The 17,536-nt window shown below is 62.1% G+C and carries 23 protein-coding genes; 2 read left to right on the top strand and 21 right to left on the bottom strand.

Going from position 1 to position 17,536, the window contains the following annotated elements; translation table 11 throughout:
* Window positions 1–14 precede the first annotated feature (14 nt).
* The 17 genes from xseA to VE009_RS09405 all read right to left on the bottom strand — a co-directional run bounded on the left by xseA (window position 15) and on the right by VE009_RS09405 (window position 12,274).
* Entirely contained in the window at window positions 15–1,385 is a 1,371-nt protein-coding gene (xseA, locus tag VE009_RS09485) for an exodeoxyribonuclease VII large subunit (protein ID WP_414694819.1), read from the bottom strand.
* Window positions 1,373–2,233 carry a bifunctional methylenetetrahydrofolate dehydrogenase/methenyltetrahydrofolate cyclohydrolase FolD gene (folD, locus tag VE009_RS09480; RefSeq protein WP_325007155.1) on the bottom strand — a complete coding sequence of 287 codons (861 nt, stop codon included), beginning with the start codon at window positions 2,231–2,233 and terminating at the stop codon, window positions 1,373–1,375. Before folD ends, xseA begins: the two co-directional genes overlap by 13 nt.
* Window positions 2,234–2,289: 56 nt before the next feature.
* On the bottom strand, window positions 2,290–2,748 hold the full coding sequence (nusB, locus tag VE009_RS09475) for a transcription antitermination factor NusB (protein ID WP_325007154.1): 459 nt from the start codon (window positions 2,746–2,748) through the stop codon (window positions 2,290–2,292).
* A gap of 44 nt (window positions 2,749–2,792) precedes the next feature.
* Window positions 2,793–3,038, bottom strand: coding sequence for a DUF2273 domain-containing protein (locus VE009_RS09470; protein WP_325007153.1), 246 nt, complete (start codon window positions 3,036–3,038; stop codon window positions 2,793–2,795).
* Between the two features lie 9 nt (window positions 3,039–3,047).
* Window positions 3,048–3,605, bottom strand: a complete 558-nt coding sequence (gene amaP / locus VE009_RS09465; RefSeq protein ID WP_325007152.1) for an alkaline shock response membrane anchor protein AmaP — start codon at window positions 3,603–3,605, stop codon at window positions 3,048–3,050.
* A 115-nt stretch (window positions 3,606–3,720) separates the two neighbouring features.
* On the bottom strand, window positions 3,721–4,134 hold the full coding sequence (locus tag VE009_RS09460) for an Asp23/Gls24 family envelope stress response protein (RefSeq protein WP_325007151.1): 414 nt from the start codon (window positions 4,132–4,134) through the stop codon (window positions 3,721–3,723).
* Between the two features lie 102 nt (window positions 4,135–4,236).
* Window positions 4,237–5,580, bottom strand: a complete 1,344-nt coding sequence (gene accC / locus VE009_RS09455; RefSeq protein ID WP_325007150.1) for an acetyl-CoA carboxylase biotin carboxylase subunit — start codon at window positions 5,578–5,580, stop codon at window positions 4,237–4,239.
* A 24-nt stretch (window positions 5,581–5,604) separates the two neighbouring features.
* Window positions 5,605–6,087 (bottom strand): acetyl-CoA carboxylase biotin carboxyl carrier protein, encoded by a 483-nt coding sequence (gene accB / locus VE009_RS09450; RefSeq protein WP_325007149.1) that lies wholly within the window; start codon window positions 6,085–6,087, stop codon window positions 5,605–5,607.
* A gap of 179 nt (window positions 6,088–6,266) precedes the next feature.
* On the bottom strand, window positions 6,267–7,010 hold the full coding sequence (locus tag VE009_RS09445) for a SpoIIIAH-like family protein (protein ID WP_325007148.1): 744 nt from the start codon (window positions 7,008–7,010) through the stop codon (window positions 6,267–6,269).
* A gap of 63 nt (window positions 7,011–7,073) precedes the next feature.
* Window positions 7,074–7,709, bottom strand: a complete 636-nt coding sequence (gene spoIIIAG / locus VE009_RS09440) for a stage III sporulation protein AG (RefSeq protein WP_325007147.1) — start codon at window positions 7,707–7,709, stop codon at window positions 7,074–7,076.
* A 5-nt stretch (window positions 7,710–7,714) separates the two neighbouring features.
* Window positions 7,715–8,530, bottom strand: coding sequence for a stage III sporulation protein AF (spoIIIAF, locus tag VE009_RS09435; protein ID WP_325007146.1), 816 nt, complete (start codon window positions 8,528–8,530; stop codon window positions 7,715–7,717).
* Window positions 8,531–8,558: 28 nt separating this feature from the next.
* Window positions 8,559–9,695 carry a stage III sporulation protein AE gene (gene spoIIIAE, locus VE009_RS09430; RefSeq protein ID WP_414694818.1) on the bottom strand — a complete coding sequence of 379 codons (1,137 nt, stop codon included), beginning with the start codon at window positions 9,693–9,695 and terminating at the stop codon, window positions 8,559–8,561.
* A 34-nt stretch (window positions 9,696–9,729) separates the two neighbouring features.
* Window positions 9,730–10,119 (bottom strand): stage III sporulation protein AD, encoded by a 390-nt coding sequence (gene spoIIIAD, locus VE009_RS09425; RefSeq protein WP_325007144.1) that lies wholly within the window; start codon window positions 10,117–10,119, stop codon window positions 9,730–9,732.
* 12 nt (window positions 10,120–10,131) lie between these two features.
* On the bottom strand, window positions 10,132–10,335 hold the full coding sequence (gene spoIIIAC, locus VE009_RS09420; RefSeq protein ID WP_325007143.1) for a stage III sporulation protein AC: 204 nt from the start codon (window positions 10,333–10,335) through the stop codon (window positions 10,132–10,134).
* A 13-nt stretch (window positions 10,336–10,348) separates the two neighbouring features.
* Complete coding sequence (gene spoIIIAB, locus VE009_RS09415) at window positions 10,349–10,870, bottom strand: stage III sporulation protein SpoIIIAB (RefSeq protein ID WP_325007142.1); 522 nt, start codon at window positions 10,868–10,870, stop codon at window positions 10,349–10,351.
* Between the two features lies 1 nt (window position 10,871).
* Window positions 10,872–11,897 carry a stage III sporulation protein AA gene (gene spoIIIAA / locus VE009_RS09410; protein WP_325007141.1) on the bottom strand — a complete coding sequence of 342 codons (1,026 nt, stop codon included), beginning with the start codon at window positions 11,895–11,897 and terminating at the stop codon, window positions 10,872–10,874.
* 104 nt (window positions 11,898–12,001) lie between these two features.
* Window positions 12,002–12,274, bottom strand: a complete 273-nt coding sequence (locus tag VE009_RS09405; protein ID WP_325007140.1) for a YqhV family protein — start codon at window positions 12,272–12,274, stop codon at window positions 12,002–12,004.
* A gap of 155 nt (window positions 12,275–12,429) precedes the next feature.
* On the opposite strand from VE009_RS09405, the gene VE009_RS09400 reads away from it, so the two are divergent.
* Both VE009_RS09400 and VE009_RS09395 read left to right on the top strand, forming a co-directional pair.
* Window positions 12,430–13,239 (top strand): phosphosulfolactate synthase, encoded by an 810-nt coding sequence (locus VE009_RS09400; protein WP_325007139.1) that lies wholly within the window; start codon window positions 12,430–12,432, stop codon window positions 13,237–13,239.
* A 173-nt stretch (window positions 13,240–13,412) separates the two neighbouring features.
* Window positions 13,413–13,880 carry a DUF441 domain-containing protein gene (locus VE009_RS09395; RefSeq protein WP_325007138.1) on the top strand — a complete coding sequence of 156 codons (468 nt, stop codon included), beginning with the start codon at window positions 13,413–13,415 and terminating at the stop codon, window positions 13,878–13,880.
* Here the strand turns inward: VE009_RS09395 and VE009_RS09390 are convergent.
* The 4 genes from VE009_RS09390 to VE009_RS09375 form a co-directional block, all read right to left on the bottom strand.
* A complete protein-coding gene (locus tag VE009_RS09390) occupies window positions 13,870–14,412 on the bottom strand; it encodes a hypothetical protein (RefSeq protein ID WP_325007137.1) in 543 nt (180 codons plus the stop codon). The genes VE009_RS09395 and VE009_RS09390 overlap by 11 nt on opposite strands.
* A 78-nt stretch (window positions 14,413–14,490) precedes the next feature.
* Window positions 14,491–15,744: an aspartate kinase gene (locus VE009_RS09385; RefSeq protein ID WP_325007136.1), complete on the bottom strand. Its 1,254-nt coding sequence runs from the start codon at window positions 15,742–15,744 to the stop codon at window positions 14,491–14,493.
* A 141-nt stretch (window positions 15,745–15,885) separates the two neighbouring features.
* Window positions 15,886–16,443, bottom strand: a complete 558-nt coding sequence (gene efp, locus VE009_RS09380; RefSeq protein WP_325007135.1) for an elongation factor P — start codon at window positions 16,441–16,443, stop codon at window positions 15,886–15,888.
* Between the two features lie 12 nt (window positions 16,444–16,455).
* Window positions 16,456–17,535 carry a Xaa-Pro peptidase family protein gene (locus tag VE009_RS09375; protein WP_325007134.1) on the bottom strand — a complete coding sequence of 360 codons (1,080 nt, stop codon included), beginning with the start codon at window positions 17,533–17,535 and terminating at the stop codon, window positions 16,456–16,458.
* Between the last annotated feature and the right edge of the window lies 1 nt (window position 17,536).

Here is a 17,536-nt window from a genome sequence, read left to right as displayed (position 1 = left end):
GTATCGATTCCGTCTCAGTCACCGTCTCGTTCCTCCTTCATCGCCCATACGGTGCAGTCGAGCTCGCCGTCGGCGAGCCGAACGCGCACCGGATCGCCGAGCTGCACGCTCCGCACGGACTTCACCAAACGCTGCTTGTCGTCGTAGACGAGGCTGTAGCCCCGCTGCATCACTTTAAGCGGGCTAAGCGCGTCGAGCCGCTGCACCTGCGAGTCGAACGCGTGCCGCTTCTCCTTCATCGCCGCGTTCATCCGCTGGAGCAGCTTCAGCTTCGCGACGTCGAGCGCCTTCGACGCCTGCCGCGCCGCTTCGCGGGGACTCGCCGCCGCAAGGCGCCGGTCGAGGCGGCCGTGCCGGTCCGCCGCCTCCCGCTTCGCGGAGCGCGCGTGGTACGCGAGCGCCGCCGTATACCGGTCGAGCCGCTCCGTCTGCTGCATCATGAGCTGCCGCTTCGGGTTCGTCAGGAACGGCGAACGTTTGAGGCGCAGCAGCGCTTCGCGCCGGGAGGCGACCGAGCCATTCAGGGCGCCGGTCATCCGCTGGCGCAAATGCGCAAGCTGCTGGCGCAGCTCGAGCCGGCTCGGCACCGCGAGCTCCGCCGCGGCCGTCGGCGTCGCCGCGCGCAAATCGGCGACGAAATCCGCGATCGTCGTGTCCGTCTCGTGCCCGACCGCGGAAATGACCGGGATGTCCGACGCGGCGATGGCGCGGGCGACGATCTCTTCGTTGAACGCCCACAGCTCCTCTAACGAGCCGCCGCCGCGGCCGACGATCAGGACATCGACCTCGCGGCGCGCGTTCATCGCTTGAAGCGCCTTCACGATCGACGGCGCCGCCGCGGTCCCCTGCACGGAGACCGGGTACAAGAGCACCGGGACCGCCGGATTGCGACGCTGCAGCGTAATCAGAATATCCCGCACGGCGGCGCCGGTCGGCGACGTAATGACGCCGATCGCGGTCGGAAACTTCGGGATCGGCTTTTTGCGCGCGGGGGAGAACAGACCTTCCTCCTCGAGCTTCTTCTTCAGCTGCTCGAACGCGAGGTAGAGGCTGCCGATCCCGTCCGGCTGCATTCCGGTCACGTACATCTGGTACTGCCCGTCCCGCTCGTAGACGGATACGCTGCCGTTCGCGATCACTCTCGCGCCTTCCTTCGGCGCGAACGGCAGGCGCGAGGCTTGTCCCGCGAACATGACGCATTTGATGCGGCTGTCCTTGTCTTTCAACGTGAAGTATAAGTGCCCGCTGGAATGTCTCGTGAAATTCGAAATTTCGCCGCGCACCCACACGTTCTGGAGCACCGCGTCCGCGTCCAGCTTCATTTTGATGTACCGGGTCAAATCCCGGATCGAAAAAATGCGCTGATTCTCGTTCACTGCCGCGATGCCAGCGCCTTCCGCGCCGATTCGACCGTATTTTTCATAAGCAGCGCGATCGTCATCGGCCCGACGCCCCCCGGCACCGGCGTAATGGCCGAAGCGACTTCCTTCGCCGATTCGAAATCGACGTCGCCCGCGAGCTTGCCGCTCGGAAGACGATTGATGCCGACGTCGATGACGACGGCGCCCGGCTTGATGTACTCGGCGGTGACCATGTTCGGACGGCCGATCGCGGCGATGACGATATCCGCTTCGCGCGTCACCTCCGGCAAGTTGGCCGTGCGCGAATGGCATACCGTCACGGTCGCGTTCTCGCGGATGAGCAGCGCCGCCATCGGCTTGCCGACGATGTTGCTGCGCCCGATGATCGCGGCGCGCTTGCCTTCAAGCGGAATGTCGTATGCGCGCAGCAGCTCGATGACGCCAGCCGGCGTGCACGGCACGAAGCCTTCGTCCCCGATGAGCAGATTGCCGATGCTGATCGGATGGAAGCCGTCGACGTCCTTCTCGACCGCGATCGCGCCGATGACCGCCTTCTCGTCGATCTGGCCTGGAAGCGGCTTCTGCACCAGTATGCCGTGGATCGCGTCGCTCGCGTTCAACTTCTCGATGAGCGCGATGAGATCCGCTTGCGGCGTGTCCGCCGGCAGCCGGTGAACCTCGGAATGCATGCCGAGATCGATGCAGGTTTTCTCTTTGTTACGCACGTACACCTGCGAAGCCGGATCCTCCCCGACCAAAATCACCGCGAGCCCGGGCCGGACGCCCGCCTCCGTCAATTGCTGCACTTCCTGCGCGAGCGCCGCTTTCAGCTCGCTCGACACCTTTTTCCCGTCGATGATCGTCGCCGTCATGGATAGAAACGCCCCTTTTCCCCGTTCGATTCGTTGTTTCGATTCGCCCTAACCGTTTATTTCGTCTCGACGTTCGCTTTCAGCTCGTCGATTTTTTTCACCATTTTGCCGAGCACGCCGTTCACGAACCGGCCCGACTCCTCCGTGCCGAAATGCTTCGCCACCTCGATCGCCTCGTTGACCGCCACCTTCGGCGGCACGTCGTCCGAATAAATCATCTCGTACACCGCAAGGCGCAGCACTTCCCGGTCGACCTTCGACAGCCGATCGACCTGATATCCGGTCAAAAATTCGGTCAGCATCCGGTCGATCTCCGGAATAAGCGGAACCATCCGCTTAAGCTGCTCCTTCACATAAGAGAGCAGCGCGTCCGCGTTCGTCACGTCCGTGCCCGCCTCGTTGTCCGTCAGCGCCTCCTCCATGGCCGCGTGCAGCGCCACGTCCGGCGCGACGCGATTCATTTCCATTTGGTACAAGCATTGGACCGCGACAATCCGCGCGGATCTTCGCTTCATAATCGTAACATCCTCCCTAACGAAAAAATCCCACACCATGGGATTCATCGATACCATCTGTCGGTGAACCATCGGGCGATGGCGTTTCTATCCACCCATTTTTCCCGATTGTCCGATTTTAAACCTAACGTATATCCCGCGAAGGCGATCAACGCGAACGCGAGCATATCCCAAAACCCCCAAATCAAATATACGAACCCGAGGAGCACTCCGGCCGCGGAGCCGACGATGCGGCCGACCCGCCCGGCCATGGCCCACTCGGCGATCGATTCCGCGATACGCTTCCACATCGGCCTCACCTACTCCACTCGAGCTTTGAACGTTTGAGACGGCACGATGTTGGCGACGTACACCGTTACCAGAGCCACCGGAATGCCGGTAATTTCCTCGACATGTTCTTTCACGCTGCGCTGCATGTCCTCCGTCAGCTGCGGAATCGACGTTTCGCCATCGATGACGGTGCGAATTTGAATGTCCAGCCCGCTCTCGTCGACGCGCACGCGCGCGCGGAGGTCCTTCACGCCGCGGCTCCGGCCCGCCGCCTTGAGCGCCAAATTTTCGACCGTCTCGAGCGAGATGCGGATGTCGCCGAATTCCGTCCGCTGATCGATCGAGCCCGACCGCTCGCGGCTGCGCCGGAGAGAGACGAACAGAAATCGGATCGACAGCAAAAACAGCGCGACGCACAACGCGATCGAGGCATATTGGGCCGAGCCCGGCATATACATGGCATCAAAGAAGGTCTCGAAAAATGCCGGGTCAAGCCACCCGAGCGACAGCACGATGCCGGTTCCGGATACGATCAATACGGCGATGCTGAATAGAAACAACAGAAACTTGTCGGCCACTCTGCCCATGAAATGCTGCTCCTCCTTATGTTCCGATCCCTGCCGCCGCTGACATACGAGGAAACCCCCGAACGCGTTCGTCGGGGGGTTTCTGGTTGACCGCGCAGCTTGCGGCCGTTCGCGATTATTTCACGCGGGAAACGACGGTACCCTCTTCTTCTTCAAGCCGTTCCTGGCCCTTGAACATGACGTCGTGAATATGTACGTTCACTTCGACGACGTTCAGCCCGGTCATGGATTGAATCGCGTGCTTCACGTTCGCCTGCACTTCGGCGGCGACTTCCGGAATGCGGCGCCCGTACTCGATGACGACCGATACGTCGACCGCCGCCTCGCGCTGGCCCACTTCCACTTTGACGCCCTTGGACAAATTTTTCCGACCGAGCAGTTCCGCAACGCCGCTGGCGAATCCGCCGCTCATGCCGGTGACGCCGTCCACCTCGATCGTGGCGAGGCCGGCGATAATCTCAATGACCTCCGGAGCGATCTGAATGCTCCCCATCTCGGTCTTGGCGAATTCCGGGGCAATCGTGTTCATTATCGATCATCCTCCCCTTGTCTTATAGTAATAACTATACCACCCGCCCAAAATTATGACAAACCTATGAAAAACGGGCGGTATGTCCTATACGCGCCAAGCTTATACTTCGTACTCTTCCAGAAACTTGATGTCGAAATCGCCTTGTCGGAATTTCGGGTGATCCATCAGCTTCGAATGGAACGGAATCGTCGTATGCACGCCGTCGATCGCGAATTCCCCGAGCGCCCGCTTCATGCGCGCGATCGCTTCCTCGCGGTTCGCGCCCCATACGATGAGCTTCGCGATCATCGAATCGTAATGCGGCGGAATCGTATAGCCCGGATACGCCGCGCTGTCGACGCGCACCCCGACGCCGCCCGGCGGCAAATAGAAGCCGATCTTGCCCGCCGATGGCATGAAGTTCTTGGACGGGTCTTCCGCGTTGATGCGGCATTCGATGGCATGGCCTTCGATCTCGACATCCTCCTGGCGGAAGCTGAGCGGATGCCCTTCGGCCACGCTGATCATTTCCTTAATGATGTCGACGCCGGTCACCATCTCGGTTACCGGATGCTCGACCTGAATGCGCGTGTTCATTTCCATGAAATAAAATTGACCGTCCGGCCCGAGCAAAAACTCGAGCGTACCGGCGCCGGCGTAATCGACGGCCCGCGCGGCCCGCACCGCGGCTTCGCCCATGCGCTGGCGAACGTCCGGGGACAGCACCGGGCAAGGCGCCTCCTCGACGAGCTTCTGGCGGCGGCGCTGCACGGAGCAGTCCCGTTCGCCCAAATGCACGACGTTGCCGTGCTTGTCGGCGAGAATTTGAATCTCGACGTGCTTCATGCCGGTCAAATATTTTTCCAAATACACGCCGCCGTTGCCGAACGCCTTCTGAGCTTCCTGCTGCGCCGCCGTGATGCCTTGAATGAGCTCTTCCTCGTTCATGGCGAGACGGATGCCTTTGCCCCCGCCGCCCGCGGTCGCCTTGATAATGACCGGGTAGCCGATGTCGCGCGCGATCGAAACCGCGTCCTCCACCGTTTCGACAAGGCCGACGGAGCCCGGAATGACCGGTACGCCCGCGTCGCGCATCGTCTGCTTCGCCACCGACTTGTCGCCCATCTTCGAGATCGCGTCCGGGGACGGCCCGATGAAGACGACGTTGCAGCGTTCGCAAATTTCCGCGAAGTCCGCGTTCTCGGCGAGGAACCCGTAACCCGGGTGAATCGCGTCCGCGCCGGTCAGCGTCGCCACGCTCATGATGTTTGCCAAGTTCAAATAGCTGTCTTTCGACGAAACCGGCCCGATGCAGTACGCTTCGTCCGCGAGGCGAACGTGAAGCGCGTCGCGATCGGCCTCCGAATACACCGCTACCGACGTTATGCCGAGTTCCCTGCAGGCGCGAATGATCCGAACGGCGATTTCGCCGCGGTTCGCGACCAGCACTTTGTGAAACTTCATCCGTATTTCCTCCCGTTGTCGCGCTTACCGTTTCACCAAGAAGAGCGGCTGCCCGTACTCGACCAATTGGCCGTTCTCTACCAACACTTCGACGATTTGACCGTTCACTTCCGCTTCGATCTCGTTCATCAGCTTCATCGCTTCCACGATGCAGACGACCGTCTTCTCGTTCACGATGTCGCCGACTTTGACGAAGCTTGGCGCGCCCGGCGACGGCGCGGAATAGAACGTGCCGACCATCGGGGAAGTGATTTGGTGCAGGTCCGCTTTGGCGTCGGCTTCCGCGCTTGCGGCGACCGCTGCGGCCGGAGCCTGCGGCGCGGCCGGAGCCGGAACGAACGCGGGCTGGACGGGCGCCGCTGCGGGCTGCGCCGCTACGAATTGGGCGGCGCCTGCGTCAGCCTTGCGGATGCTGATCTTGCCGCTCTCGATTTCGATATCGAGCTGCTGTATGGAAGTGCTGTCTACCAATTTGATAAGTTCTTTGATCTCGTTAAGTTTGTACATTGTCGTGCGTCATCTCCTCAAGCGGTTAAATCTTCGCGGCGCCGCGCGGTACGGCTTGTTTCAGGCCGCAAAGCGACGTTGTAATTATACCACAAAAGAAGTAAATGGAAAGAGCCCAGTTTCCCCGGGCTCCAGCCGTTTGTATCCCGCGCCGCTGGCCGATTTCGTTACTTCATATCTTAGTTGTACAGCTTGACGGTGATTTGATGGATCGCGATGCCGAGATCCTTCATCGCTTCGGTCACGATCGACACCGCCTCGCTCTTCTCGAGCTGCGCCGCCGAGACGTGAACCGTGAAGTGCTCCTTCGCTTCGTCGTACATGACCGCGACGTTCTCGTAGTCGGCGAGCAGCTTTTCCTCGAGCGCGATCATCTTCGTTTCGAGATCCATGAGGGCGTTCTGGCGGTTCGCCGCTTCCGCGATTTGCTCTTCCGTCGCTTCTTCGTTCGTCATTTGCGCCGTCAGCTCCTCGAAGCGCTTCGAGAACTGCGAGTCGCGCTCGATTTGCATCGCCGTGATCGCGTCGGCGCCGCTCTGGTTCGCCACCTGCTCGAGCACCTGCTCGTTCGTGACCGCTTCGCCCGTCGTCTCCGCCGCTTCGCTCTCCGCGTTCGCCGAGGCGCCGTCCGTCGTTTCGCCTTCCGTCGTCGTTCCGCCTTCCGCCGTTTCGCCTTCCGTCGTCGTACCGCCTTCCGCCGCTTCGCCTTCTTCGATCGTCGCGATGTTTTCGATCGACACGCTTTGCTGCGCCGCCGTCGGATCCATCATGCCTACGCCTTCGACCACGATCTCCGTCTCCGCCGTCTGCTCCGTGTTCACCGGAATTTGATCCGCTTCGTCGGTAAACAGGTAATATGCGGACAGGACGACCATCAACCCCAGCATCGATACGAGCCACACCGTTTGTCTTCTCGTGTTCATGTTTCATTTCCTCCTTGCGCTCATCTGAATTTTGAAAATATGGGAACGCCGGTATCGGCCTTGTTACCTCTTGCTCGGTGCGATGGATATTTTATGGGGCGGCACGCCGAGGCCCCGTTCGACCGCTTCGATCATCATCTTTTTGACGGTCGCGTTCTCCGCGCCCTCTGCGACGATGAACACCCCGCGGATGTGCGGCTTGATCGTCTTGCGGACGATCGGCCCTTGCTCGTACAGAACGATTTCCCCGCTTCGCGTCGTTTGCGTGATGTGCCGATTGGCTCCGTTCGAGTCGCGCTCGGTCGTCGTCTGCTGAGATTCGCTCACGTTCCGCTCCGCGACGATTTCCTCGGTCGCCTCGATCGTCACGAGCACGCTCACTTCGCCGACGCCGACGAGCTTCTCCAAAATCTCCTTCAGCTCGTCTTCGTAAGCCGACTCGTACGCCGCGAATTTCGATTCCTTCGCGGCGCCGCTTCCGAAGGCGGCGACGTCGCCGCCCGGCGGCGTTTCGGCCTCCGCGCTGCGCTGCCCGCCGTCGTACGGCTGCACCTCCTCTACCGCCATGTACGTGTTCAGAATCATGAACACCGCGCCGACGCCGACGGCGATAAGCAGCCATCGGAACGTATTGCCCCGAGGCCTCCCTTCCGGCGCGCCGCCGAACCGCTCCTCGAGCGCCCTCCACCACTTCGCCATTCGCCTCACCCCCTTCGCGGCGACGCCGCTTCGTTATCGTCCCGAGCTCCGGACGCTTCGACCGCTTCGACGATGACCTTCGCCGCCGGCAGGCCCCACGCCTTCGCCACGGACGCCGCGATCTCTCGCCGCGTCTTGTCGGTCGCCGCCCCCGGCGCACTCTCCGCCGCGGTTGCAGACCGCGGCGACGCGGCGGGCTGCGCCGGCTCCGAAGGGGCGATCGGTTCGATGCGCACCGGTTCGATCTCGACCGGCTCGATGCGCACCTCCGCGATGCGGCCGTCCTCCGCCTCGGCGCCGGCGTTCTCGGCGCCCCCCGCTTCCGGCAGCGCGGCGCCGAGCCGGATCCGGATCGAGCGGAGGACGGGCATGCCGTCGCGGTCCAGCTCGAGCGCCGCTTTCGCCGATGCGTCGTAGCCGTGCTGCTCGCGGACGTGATCCGCGACCATCGACTCGAGCCGCGCCGCCAGCAGCTCGAGCGACTGTGCGTTGCGCCTCTGCTCGAGCGCTTCGCCTTCGGCGAGCACTTCGCCGAGCGCGGGAATCGACGTCCCGGCCGCCGGTCCGCCCCCCGACCCCGACGGGGGCCGCGTCGAACCGTCGATCGACCAGCCTTCCACGGAGGCGGCCAACATGCGCACATTCGCGTTCGACCCGAGCAGCTGCAGCACCGGACTCAAAATCGTCATCAAGATGAACAAGGAGACGACGAGTTTGACGTACCGCTGCATCGTCCGGTTCGGCAGCAGCAAATCGATGAACGTCGCGAGCAGCACGACGAGAATAATTTGCTTGAGCCATCCGGCCAACGCCTCCATCATGCCGCCGCCGCCCCCTTTCGTGACCGCTTCATCGCATCATCACCGTCGCGTTGCCGGCGGCGATCAGGATCGTGATCGCGAGGAAGAACATCAGGCTGACCGTGGCGAGCGCCGCGAACACGAACGTCATGCTCTTGCCGATCGTCTGCAGGCATACGATGACCGGCGAATCGCCGAGCGGCTGGAGCAGCGCCGCGGCCAGGCCGTAAATGAACGCCAGCGCCAAAATTTTGAGCGCCGGGAACGCCGCGAGCAGGACGACGATGACGACGCCGGCGAGCCCGATAGCGTTCTTCATAAGGAGCGAAGCGCTGAGCACCGTGTCCGTCGTTTCGGAGAACATGCGCCCGACGACGGGCACGAAGTTGCCGGCCACGTATTTCGCCGTTTTCAGCGCCACGCCGTCCGTGACGCTTCCCGTCGCTCCCTGCACCGAGATGACGCCGAGGAACACGGTCAGCGACACCGTCAGCGTGCCGATCGCTACCGTCCGCAGCAGCTGCGCGAGCTGCGTCACCTTGTACTTGTCGGTCAGCGTCGACACGATATGTAAAACGGCGGAGAAAAACAGCAGCGGGAAGATAAAAAAATGGACGAGATTGCCCACCGTATGAATCATGAACACGATGAGCGGGTGCAGGATCGACACCGTCGCGACGTTGCCCATCGAAGCCAGCATCGTCATCAGGAGCGGCATCATCGCCGTCATGAAATGAATCATGTCCGATATCGCGGCCTGCGCGTAATCGATGCCGATCCGGAAGCTGTTGATCGCCAGCACCACGATGACCAGATACGAGATGGCGTACGCGATTTTGCTCACCGTCGTTTTCTCGAAGGCGCTCTGGAGCGTCTCCAGCACGATGCTGAACACCGTCAAGATGACGATCATCGCGAGCAGCTTGCCGTTGACGAAAACCTCGTGCAGCATGAACTGCAAGAGCCCCGTCGCGAGATCGGACAACTGGAACCCGTCGCCGCCCGGCATGAGCGCTTCTTGGAACGACGGGTTTCCGTTCGGAAACCATCCGCCGTACTGCCTCATCAAGGTGTCCCAATACTTCGAAACCTCGTCCGTGCGCACGATTTCGGTTTGCGCCTTCACCCATTCCTCGACCGCGCCGGCGCCGCCGGCGCTCGGCGATGCGGTTGCCGACACGGTAATCCCCCTTTCTGCCGCCGCGGCGGAGCGCTGCGGGTCATGCCGGCATCAGCTTCATGACGGTTTCGACGATGACCGAAATGATCGGTATGGCGAGCACCATAATAAGCACCTTGCCGGCCAGTTCGATTTTCGAGGCGATCGCCTCCTGTCCGGCGTCCCGCACGACCTGCGCTCCGAATTCCGCGATATACGCGATGCCGATAATTTTCAATATCGTTTGGAAAAACACCATGTTCACGTTCGATTGATCCGCCAGCCGCTCGAGCATCGCGATGATTTCCGAAATTTTGTCGATCAGGGCGAGGAAAATGACGATGCCGGCGAAGGCGGCGAGCAGGAAGGCGACCATCGCCTTCTGCTCCTTGACGATCAAGATGAGCACGGTCGCGATCAGGCCGAAGCCGACGATTTGGATCATATCCACGGCGGCCACCGCCTATTGAAACAAAAAGATCGTTTTAATTTCTTGGAACAGTTGATCCAGTTTTCGAATGACCATAAACAGCACCACGACGAAGCCGACTAACGTCACCCAATGCGCGAAATCCTCTTTCCCCATCTGCTTTAAGACGGTATGAATCATGGCGACGATGATGCCGACGGCGGCGATCAGAAAGACGGAGTTGACATCCTCGTTCATCCGAGCACCATCCTCAATACATTAAAATAACGATCAATGCTGCCAGTAAGGCGCCTAAGCTTTTCCACATCTTTCCGAACCGCGCCGCCTCGTCCCTCGCCGTTTCTTCCTCCGTCCGAAGCTGGGCGATCGCGAGGCGCAAGTGCTTCGCCTGGTCCTCCCGATCGGTCAGTCCGAGCGTCGGGGCGAGCGCGAGCAGCGAAGCGAGCTCGGGCTCCCGCAGCGCCGTGCGCGACGCCTCCGCGCGGATCGCGTCGCTCCAGCATTCGCCGGCGGTCCGCTCCGCGGCGTTGTCGCGCATGCGCGCCGCCGCTTCGGCGAAGAGGCGCGAGATCGGCGGAGGCGCCGTCGACGCGACGCGCGCGAGCGCGTCCGGGAGCGGCGAGACCCCGTACACGATCTCGGATTCGAGCGTGCCGAGCGCCGCGCCGAGCTGGCGCAGCTCCTTCGGCCGCCGCATGTATCGCGACGCCTGCGCGAAGCCGTACGCCGTGCCCGCGGCCAAGATGATCGTCGCGCCGATCCACTTCAGCATGTCATGTCGAGCCCCCCAAGCCGCGAATGTTTACCGGCCGGGCCGGCGGCGCTTCCAGCCTGCGGCCTTCCGCGTCCCGAACGTCCAGCACCGCGCCCGTCGGACCGCTCGGCGTCAGCGTCACGATCCGCCCGAACACCTTCGCCTCGAACAGCGGGGCGAGCGACGGGCGCCCGCGGACGTCGGCCAAGTCGCGGCCGTGCGCCGTGGCGAGAACGGCGATGCCGGCGTGCAGCGCCTCGAGCACCGCTTCGGCGTCCTCGGGGCGGCCGAGCTCGTCGACGACGAGCACCTCCGGCGACATCGCGCGGATCATCAGCATCATCCCTTCCGCCTTCGGACAGCCGTCCAGCACGTCCGTCCGCGGCCCGACGTCGAACGACGGCCGGCCGTCGACGAGCGCCGCGATTTCCGAACGCTCGTCGACGATGCCGACTTTGCGCGCCCGGTCCGCCCGTTCGCCGCCGAACCCCGCGCCGTCCGCCCATCCTCCGGCGGACAGCAGGCGGGCCGCGTCCCGGAGCAGCGTCGTCTTGCCGCGCTGCGGCGGCGAGACGATGAGCGTATGATGCGGCCGCCGCGCTTCGGCGTTCCACAGCAGCGGGACGACGCCCGCCGCGCACCCGCGCGCTTCGCGGGCGATCCGGACGTTGAAGCCGCCGATCTGCTGCAGCGTCCGGATCGCGCCCCGATCGAGCACCGCCCGGCCGGAGAGACCGATCCGGTGCCCTCCCGGGACGGTGATGTACCCGCGCCGCAGCTGCTCCTCCATCGTGTAGACGGAATGGTTCGTCACCCGGTCGAGCAGCTTCAGGCAATCGTCGCGGGAGGGGCGGAAGGCGCCCTCCGGCTGCCGGGTCGTCCGTCCGTCGGGTCCGACGAACGCGTAATCGTTCGACGCGACGAGCTCGAGCGGCCGCCCTTCGCGGATGCGGATTTCTTCGGCGCGATCCGGCCATTCGCCGCTCACGCGCCCCAGGACGGCGCGAACGCTGCCCGGCAGCCATTGAAGCACGGCGTCCCACATCGCTAGAGTCCTCCTTCGGCGGTCAGTCGGCCAGCGGCGCGCGTCCGGCTTGGCCCAACTTACAACCATATGTATGCTTGGCCTATCGATTTATGACAAGCTAGCTATTTTTTCAGAATGCCGATTAATAGACAAGCCACCCCCGCGGCGACCCACGCCAGCTTCCCGATCGACAGTTTATCGGCGATGCCGACGAGGCCGAGCGTCGTGATCGTAATGAAGATGAGCGGTCCGACCAGCGCGAGCGAAGAGTTGATCACGAGCGCTTTCTCGACGTTGTTGAACCGATAGATGAGAAAGGCGGCGATCAATTCGATCGAGCCCGACAGCACGCGCAGCAGCGCCATGCTTAGTACGATTTTGTTCACCCACATCATGTTCCGGTTTCCTCCCCTGATTTGTGACAAGCCGACTTGTACATCTATATGCGGGGTCGTCCGGTTTTAGCATCGGCGGGCACACCCTTGGGCGGGAATGCATATGATGCCATCAGATTCAGGAAATCTATCAGAACAGCGAGGAGTTTAGTCGAATGGAGCACAACGCAAAACGGGAATGGCCCCCGGCGCTGGTCGACCCGACCGGGCGTAGAGAGGCGAAGCCGCGCGACGCCGGGCTCACGATGGTCATCGACAAAGGGCTGGGCCTCCGCGCGTTCGAGGACATGATCCGCCTCGCGGCCCCTTATATCGACGTCGTCAAACTCGGCTTCGGCACTTCCGCTCTGTACCCGGAGGAGCTGCTCGTTCGGAAAATCGAAGCGGCGCGGGAAGCGGGCGTGCACGTGATGCCGGGCGGCACGTTCCTCGAAGTGGCGGTGACGCAGCAGCTGGTCGACGCGTTCCTCGATACGGCGAAAGCGTACGGCTTTACCGCGCTCGAAGTGTCCGACGGCACGATCGAACTGAATCGGGACCAGCGAAGCGCGTTGATCGTGAAGAGCATCGACGCCGGCTTCACCGTGTTTACGGAATACGGCAAAAAGCTGTTCGGCTCGACGATCGAATGGGAGGAACTGGCGCGGACGGTCGAAATCGACACGGGTCTCGGGGCGTCGTTCGTGACGATCGAAGCGAGGGAGTCGGGGAAGGGCGTCGGCATTTTCGACGAGAACGGCGAATGCAAAACCGACGACGTGGAGGCGATCATGAACGCCGTGCCGAACCGGCATGCGCTCATGTGGGAGGCGCCTCTTAAGTCGCAGCAAACCGAGCTGCTGCAGGCGCTCGGTCCGAACGTCAACATCGGCAACGTCGCGCCGGAGGACGCCTTGTCGCTCGAGGCGCTGCGGCGCGGGCTGCGTTCGGATACGTTCCATTTGGGAAAGCAAGCGAAGGTATAATAGGAAACGAAGCAGGCCGCCCCATACGGGACGGCCTGCTTCGAGGCGAGAAGCGCTATTGTTGACTTCTTGGAACAGATCCCCCAAAGCCTCCCCCGACTCCGGACGAGTTGTTCTAAAACGATACACCGTTCATACAATAAAAGGGAATCCACTTGGACAGGGGTCTCGCGATGAACGGTGAACTGCTGCTCGTTATATTAATTATCATCGGCATGGTGGGGCGATCCCACATCATAACGACCGCCGCGTGCGTGTTGCTGATCATCAAGCTCGTCTCGCTGGAGCGATATTTGCCGACGATCGAACGGCGCGGCCTCGAATTCGGCCTGCTGTTCCTCACGATGGGCGTCCTCGTGCCGTTCGCGAGCGAACGCATTTCGCACAAAGACATCCTCTCCGTCTTCACGAGCGTGCCGGGGATTCTGGCGCTGCTCGGCGGCGCCATCGCCACCTATATGAACGGCAAAGGGCTCGATCTGCTGAAGGTCGATCCCGAGTTGATCGTCGGGCTCGTCATCGGTTCGATTTTCGGCATCTTGTTTCTCCGCGGCATTCCCGTCGGCCCGCTCATGGCGGCCGGCATCACGGCGTTTCTGCTGAAAACCTTCACGTTCCTGTTCGACAAATTCAAGTGGTAGCGGCGGCCGCGGCGAAACGTTCCGCGAACCGGATCATTTGCTCCTCCGTCATAGACGGCTCGTAAAAATATAAGTATCGATAGGGGGGGCCTGCCGGGTCCCTCCATTTGATGACGACGGATTTGTCGCGGCCGACGAGCACTTCCCCGGAGAGGCCGTTCCCGATGTCGACGGTCTTGAGGCCGCGGTAATGCGCCAGCTCGTAGTTGCCCCCGATGCTGTAAGTGATGAACCGGCGTCCGTCCGTCTCGTACCGCGCCGTAATTTGCGGCGTCGTGAATCCGTCGTCCGCGTACTCGACGACGGTCAGCGCCGCGCCTTCGGGCGTCTCCGGCAGCCGCAGCCACGCCTTGGCCGGCGCCGCGACGTCGTCCGACGCTTGGAACTGCTCGGCGTCGGCGAAGCTCAGCTTCACCGTCTCCCCGCGCTGCAGCATCCATTGGACGTACGGCGCCACTTGACTGACGATCATGAAGAGCAAGTAAGCGCCGAGCACCGCGGCCGTCGCGCCGATGACGATTTTTTTGATCAACCGAATCCACTCCAATATAAGGGGCTGCCGGCGAGCGTTCGCGCTCGTTCGGCAGCCCTCTCGATTGTTGCTTGTGCCTTATCTCCGCTCGGAAGGACCGCCGACGAACGCTTGCTCGTTCGTATCGAGTCCGTACGCCGTATGCAGGGCGCGCACGATGTCTTGGAACTTCTCGGCGTCGATGACGCAGGACACTTTGATCTCCGACGTACTGACCATCTTGATGCTGACGCCTTGGCTCGAGATGGCTTCGAACATTTTCGCCGCGACGCCCGGGTTGCTGACCATGCCCGCGCCGACGATCGACACCTTCACGAGGTTCGTCTCGCTCGTCACGTCGTCGAACCCGACGTCGTTTTGGATGCGGCGGAGAACCGCCACCGCCTGCTCCGCGTCGCTCGACCCCGTCGAGAACGAGAAGTCCGCTTTGCCGTCCAATACGCCGCTCTGGACGATGATGTCGACGTTGATGCCCGCGTCGGCGAGCGCCGTGAACACCTTCGCCAGCTGGCCCGGCACATCCTTCACGCCCAAAATGCTGATTCTCGCTACGTTCTTATCATACGCGATTCCGCTGACGACCACGCCTTGTTCCATGGCTGCGTCCTCCTTTACGATCGTTCCTTCGTTGTAATTGAAGCTGGATCTGACGACGAGCGGCACCGAATAATGCTTCGCGTATTCGACCGCGCGCGGATGAAGCACCGCCGCGCCGAGATTCGCGAGCTCGAGCATTTCGTCGTACGAGATTTCGTTCAGTTTGCGGGCGACCTTCACGATCCGCGGATCCGTCGAGTAAATGCCGTCGACGTCCGTGTAAATTTCGCACAGGTCCGCTTTCAGCGCGGCGGCGAGCGCCACCGCCGTCGTATCCGAGCCGCCGCGGCCGAGCGTCGTAATTTCTCCGTCCTCGCTCATGCCTTGGAAGCCGGCGACGACGACGATCTGGTCGGCATCCAACGCTTTGAAGATGCGGTCCGGGCGAATGTCGGTGATGCGGGCGCGGCCGTGATTCGCTTCCGTCATCATGCCGACCTGCCAGCCCGTATACGAAACGGCGTTCTCGCCGTGCGTGTGAATCGTCATCGCGAGCAGCGCCACCGACACTTGCTCGCCCGTCGTCAGCAGCATATCCATCTCGCGCGCGGACGGCTTGTCAGTCAGCTGTTTGGACAAATCGATCAAATCGTCCGTCGTGTCCCCCATCGCGGATACGACGACGACCACCCGGTTCCCCTCGCGCTTCTTCTCCACGACCCGTTTGGCGACGCGCTTCATGCGCTCGGCGTCGCCGACCGAGCTTCCCCCGAATTTCATGACAACTAACGCCAAGAAGACTCACTCCCTCAGGCTTACTTTCGAGCATATTCTATCATTATAGCATAAGGACGGCGGAGCTACATGGCAAAATTCATCGCAGCAATCCGACGCCCACAAAAAAAACCGCCGCTTGTCCGGCGGCGGAGTTTCGGCTTACGCTCTGGAGATGTACTTGCCTTCGCGCGTGTCGATCAGCAGCACGTCGCCCTCGTTAATGAAGAGCGGCACTTGCACGTTGAGGCCCGTCTCAAGCTTCGCGTTTTTCGTCGCGCCCTGCGCCGTGTTGCCTTTCACGCCCGGCTCGGTTTCGACGACTTTCAGCTCGACGCTGTTCGGCAGCTGGATGCCGATGATTTCGCCTTGGTAGGAGCTGATGTTGATGTTCATGTTCTCGATGAGGAAGTTCTTTTCCCAATCGAGCTGCTTCTCCGAGAGCGTAATTTGGTCGTACGTCTCGTTGTCCATGAACGTGTATTCGCTGCCGGAGTTGTACAGGTACTGCATCGCCCGGTTGTCGATGACGGCGCGGGACACGTTCTCGCCGGCGCGGAACGTCTTCTCGACGACGTTGCCGTTGCGCAGGCCTTTCAGCTTGGAGCGGACGAACGCGGCGCCTTTGCCCGGCTTAACGTGTTGGAAATCGATGACGGTGTAGATGTCGCCGTCCACTTCGATCGTAAGGCCTGTTTTGAAATCGTTGACTGAGATCACGGGTGAATCCTCCTAGAGTGTTATGAAGTCTTTTTTAGATTTAGTTAAGACGTCGCAGCCGTTTTCCGTCACGACGACGATATCTTCGATTCTCACGCCGCCGAATCCGGGCAAATAAATGCCGGGCTCGACGGTGACGACCATGCCGGGCTCGAGCGAATCCTGCTCCATCTTGCTGAGGCGCGGGCTTTCGTGAATGTCCATCCCGACCGCATGCCCGGTGCCGTGCCCGAACTGCTCCGCGTAGCCGTACTTCGCGATGACGTCCCTCGCGAGCGCGTCGCCTTCGCGGCCGCTGATCCCCGCGCGAATGCCCGCGAGCGCGGCCAGCTGCGCCTCGAGCACGATGTCGTAAATTTCGCGGTGCTTCGCCGTCGGCTTGCCGATGACCACCGTCCGCGTCAGATCGGAGCAGTAGCCGTTGTAGAGCGCGCCGAAGTCCATCTTGACGAACTCGTCGCTGCCGATGACTCGGTCGCTCGCCACGCCGTGCGGCAGCGCCGACCGTTCGCCCGAGGCGACGATAATGTCGAACGAGCTGCCGGACGCGCCGAGCTTCCGCATGAACATCTCCAGCTCCAGCGCGACGTCGCGCTCCCGCAGCCCCGGCTTCAGCACCGTCAAAATGTGCTCGAACGCCGCGTCCGCGATGCTTACCGCCTGCCGCATCACCTCGAGCTCCTGCTCGTCCTTGATCCGGCGAAGCCGCTCGATCAGGCCGTCGGTCGGCTCGAGCGTGACCCCTTCGCCGATCTCCTTGCCGTACGCGAGGTACGAGCCGTAGCTGACATGCCGCTGCTCGAAGCCGAGTCGCTTCACCCCGGCCGCGCGCAGCGCGTCGCCGATCGAGGCGAGCGCCGAGGCGCCGTGCTCGACGATCTCGAAGCCCTTCGCCTGCTCCGCCGCCTGCGTCGTGTAGCGGAAGTCCGTAAACAGTAAGGCCCGGTCCGCCGTGACGACGACGAAGCCGGCGGTGCCTGTAAAGCCGGATACATACTTGCGATTGACCGGATTCGTCACGAGCAGCGCCTCGTGGCCTTCCGAGCGAAGGACGCCGCGCAGCTTTTCAAGCCGATGTTCCGTATGAGCCATT

It is taken from the genome of Paenibacillus sp. (genome assembly GCF_035645195.1).
GTDB lineage: Bacteria > Bacillota > Bacilli > Paenibacillales > YIM-B00363 > Paenibacillus_AE.
Note: the sequence above shows the minus strand (reverse complement) of the source record. Positions and strands in the feature narration are given on the sequence as shown.

What these genes read in the sequence shown, in the direction of transcription:
- VE009_RS09375 (WP_325007134.1), bottom strand. Translation starts at nt 17,535, where the DNA reads ATGGCTCATACGGAACATCGGCTTGAAAAGCTGCGCGGCGTCCTTCGC.
- VE009_RS09470 (WP_325007153.1), bottom strand. Translation starts at nt 3,038, where the DNA reads ATGTGGAAGCGTATCGCGGAATCGATCGCCGAGTGGGCCATGGCCGGG.
- VE009_RS09400 (WP_325007139.1), top strand. Translation starts at nt 12,430, where the DNA reads ATGGAGCACAACGCAAAACGGGAATGGCCCCCGGCGCTGGTCGACCCG.
- VE009_RS09445 (WP_325007148.1), bottom strand. Translation starts at nt 7,010, where the DNA reads ATGAACACGAGAAGACAAACGGTGTGGCTCGTATCGATGCTGGGGTTG.
- spoIIIAC (WP_325007143.1), bottom strand. Translation starts at nt 10,335, where the DNA reads ATGAACGAGGATGTCAACTCCGTCTTTCTGATCGCCGCCGTCGGCATC.
- spoIIIAB (WP_325007142.1), bottom strand. Translation starts at nt 10,870, where the DNA reads ATGCTGAAGTGGATCGGCGCGACGATCATCTTGGCCGCGGGCACGGCG.
- VE009_RS09460 (WP_325007151.1), bottom strand. Translation starts at nt 4,134, where the DNA reads ATGAACACGATTGCCCCGGAATTCGCCAAGACCGAGATGGGGAGCATT.
- spoIIIAF (WP_325007146.1), bottom strand. Translation starts at nt 8,530, where the DNA reads ATGATGGAGGCGTTGGCCGGATGGCTCAAGCAAATTATTCTCGTCGTG.
- nusB (WP_325007154.1), bottom strand. Translation starts at nt 2,748, where the DNA reads ATGAAGCGAAGATCCGCGCGGATTGTCGCGGTCCAATGCTTGTACCAA.
- accB (WP_325007149.1), bottom strand. Translation starts at nt 6,087, where the DNA reads ATGTACAAACTTAACGAGATCAAAGAACTTATCAAATTGGTAGACAGC.
- VE009_RS09395 (WP_325007138.1), top strand. Translation starts at nt 13,413, where the DNA reads ATGAACGGTGAACTGCTGCTCGTTATATTAATTATCATCGGCATGGTG.
- VE009_RS09405 (WP_325007140.1), bottom strand. Translation starts at nt 12,274, where the DNA reads ATGATGTGGGTGAACAAAATCGTACTAAGCATGGCGCTGCTGCGCGTG.
- spoIIIAA (WP_325007141.1), bottom strand. Translation starts at nt 11,897, where the DNA reads ATGTGGGACGCCGTGCTTCAATGGCTGCCGGGCAGCGTTCGCGCCGTC.
- accC (WP_325007150.1), bottom strand. Translation starts at nt 5,580, where the DNA reads ATGAAGTTTCACAAAGTGCTGGTCGCGAACCGCGGCGAAATCGCCGTT.
- folD (WP_325007155.1), bottom strand. Translation starts at nt 2,233, where the DNA reads ATGACGGCGACGATCATCGACGGGAAAAAGGTGTCGAGCGAGCTGAAA.
- amaP (WP_325007152.1), bottom strand. Translation starts at nt 3,605, where the DNA reads ATGGGCAGAGTGGCCGACAAGTTTCTGTTGTTTCTATTCAGCATCGCC.
- spoIIIAG (WP_325007147.1), bottom strand. Translation starts at nt 7,709, where the DNA reads ATGGCGAAGTGGTGGAGGGCGCTCGAGGAGCGGTTCGGCGGCGCGCCG.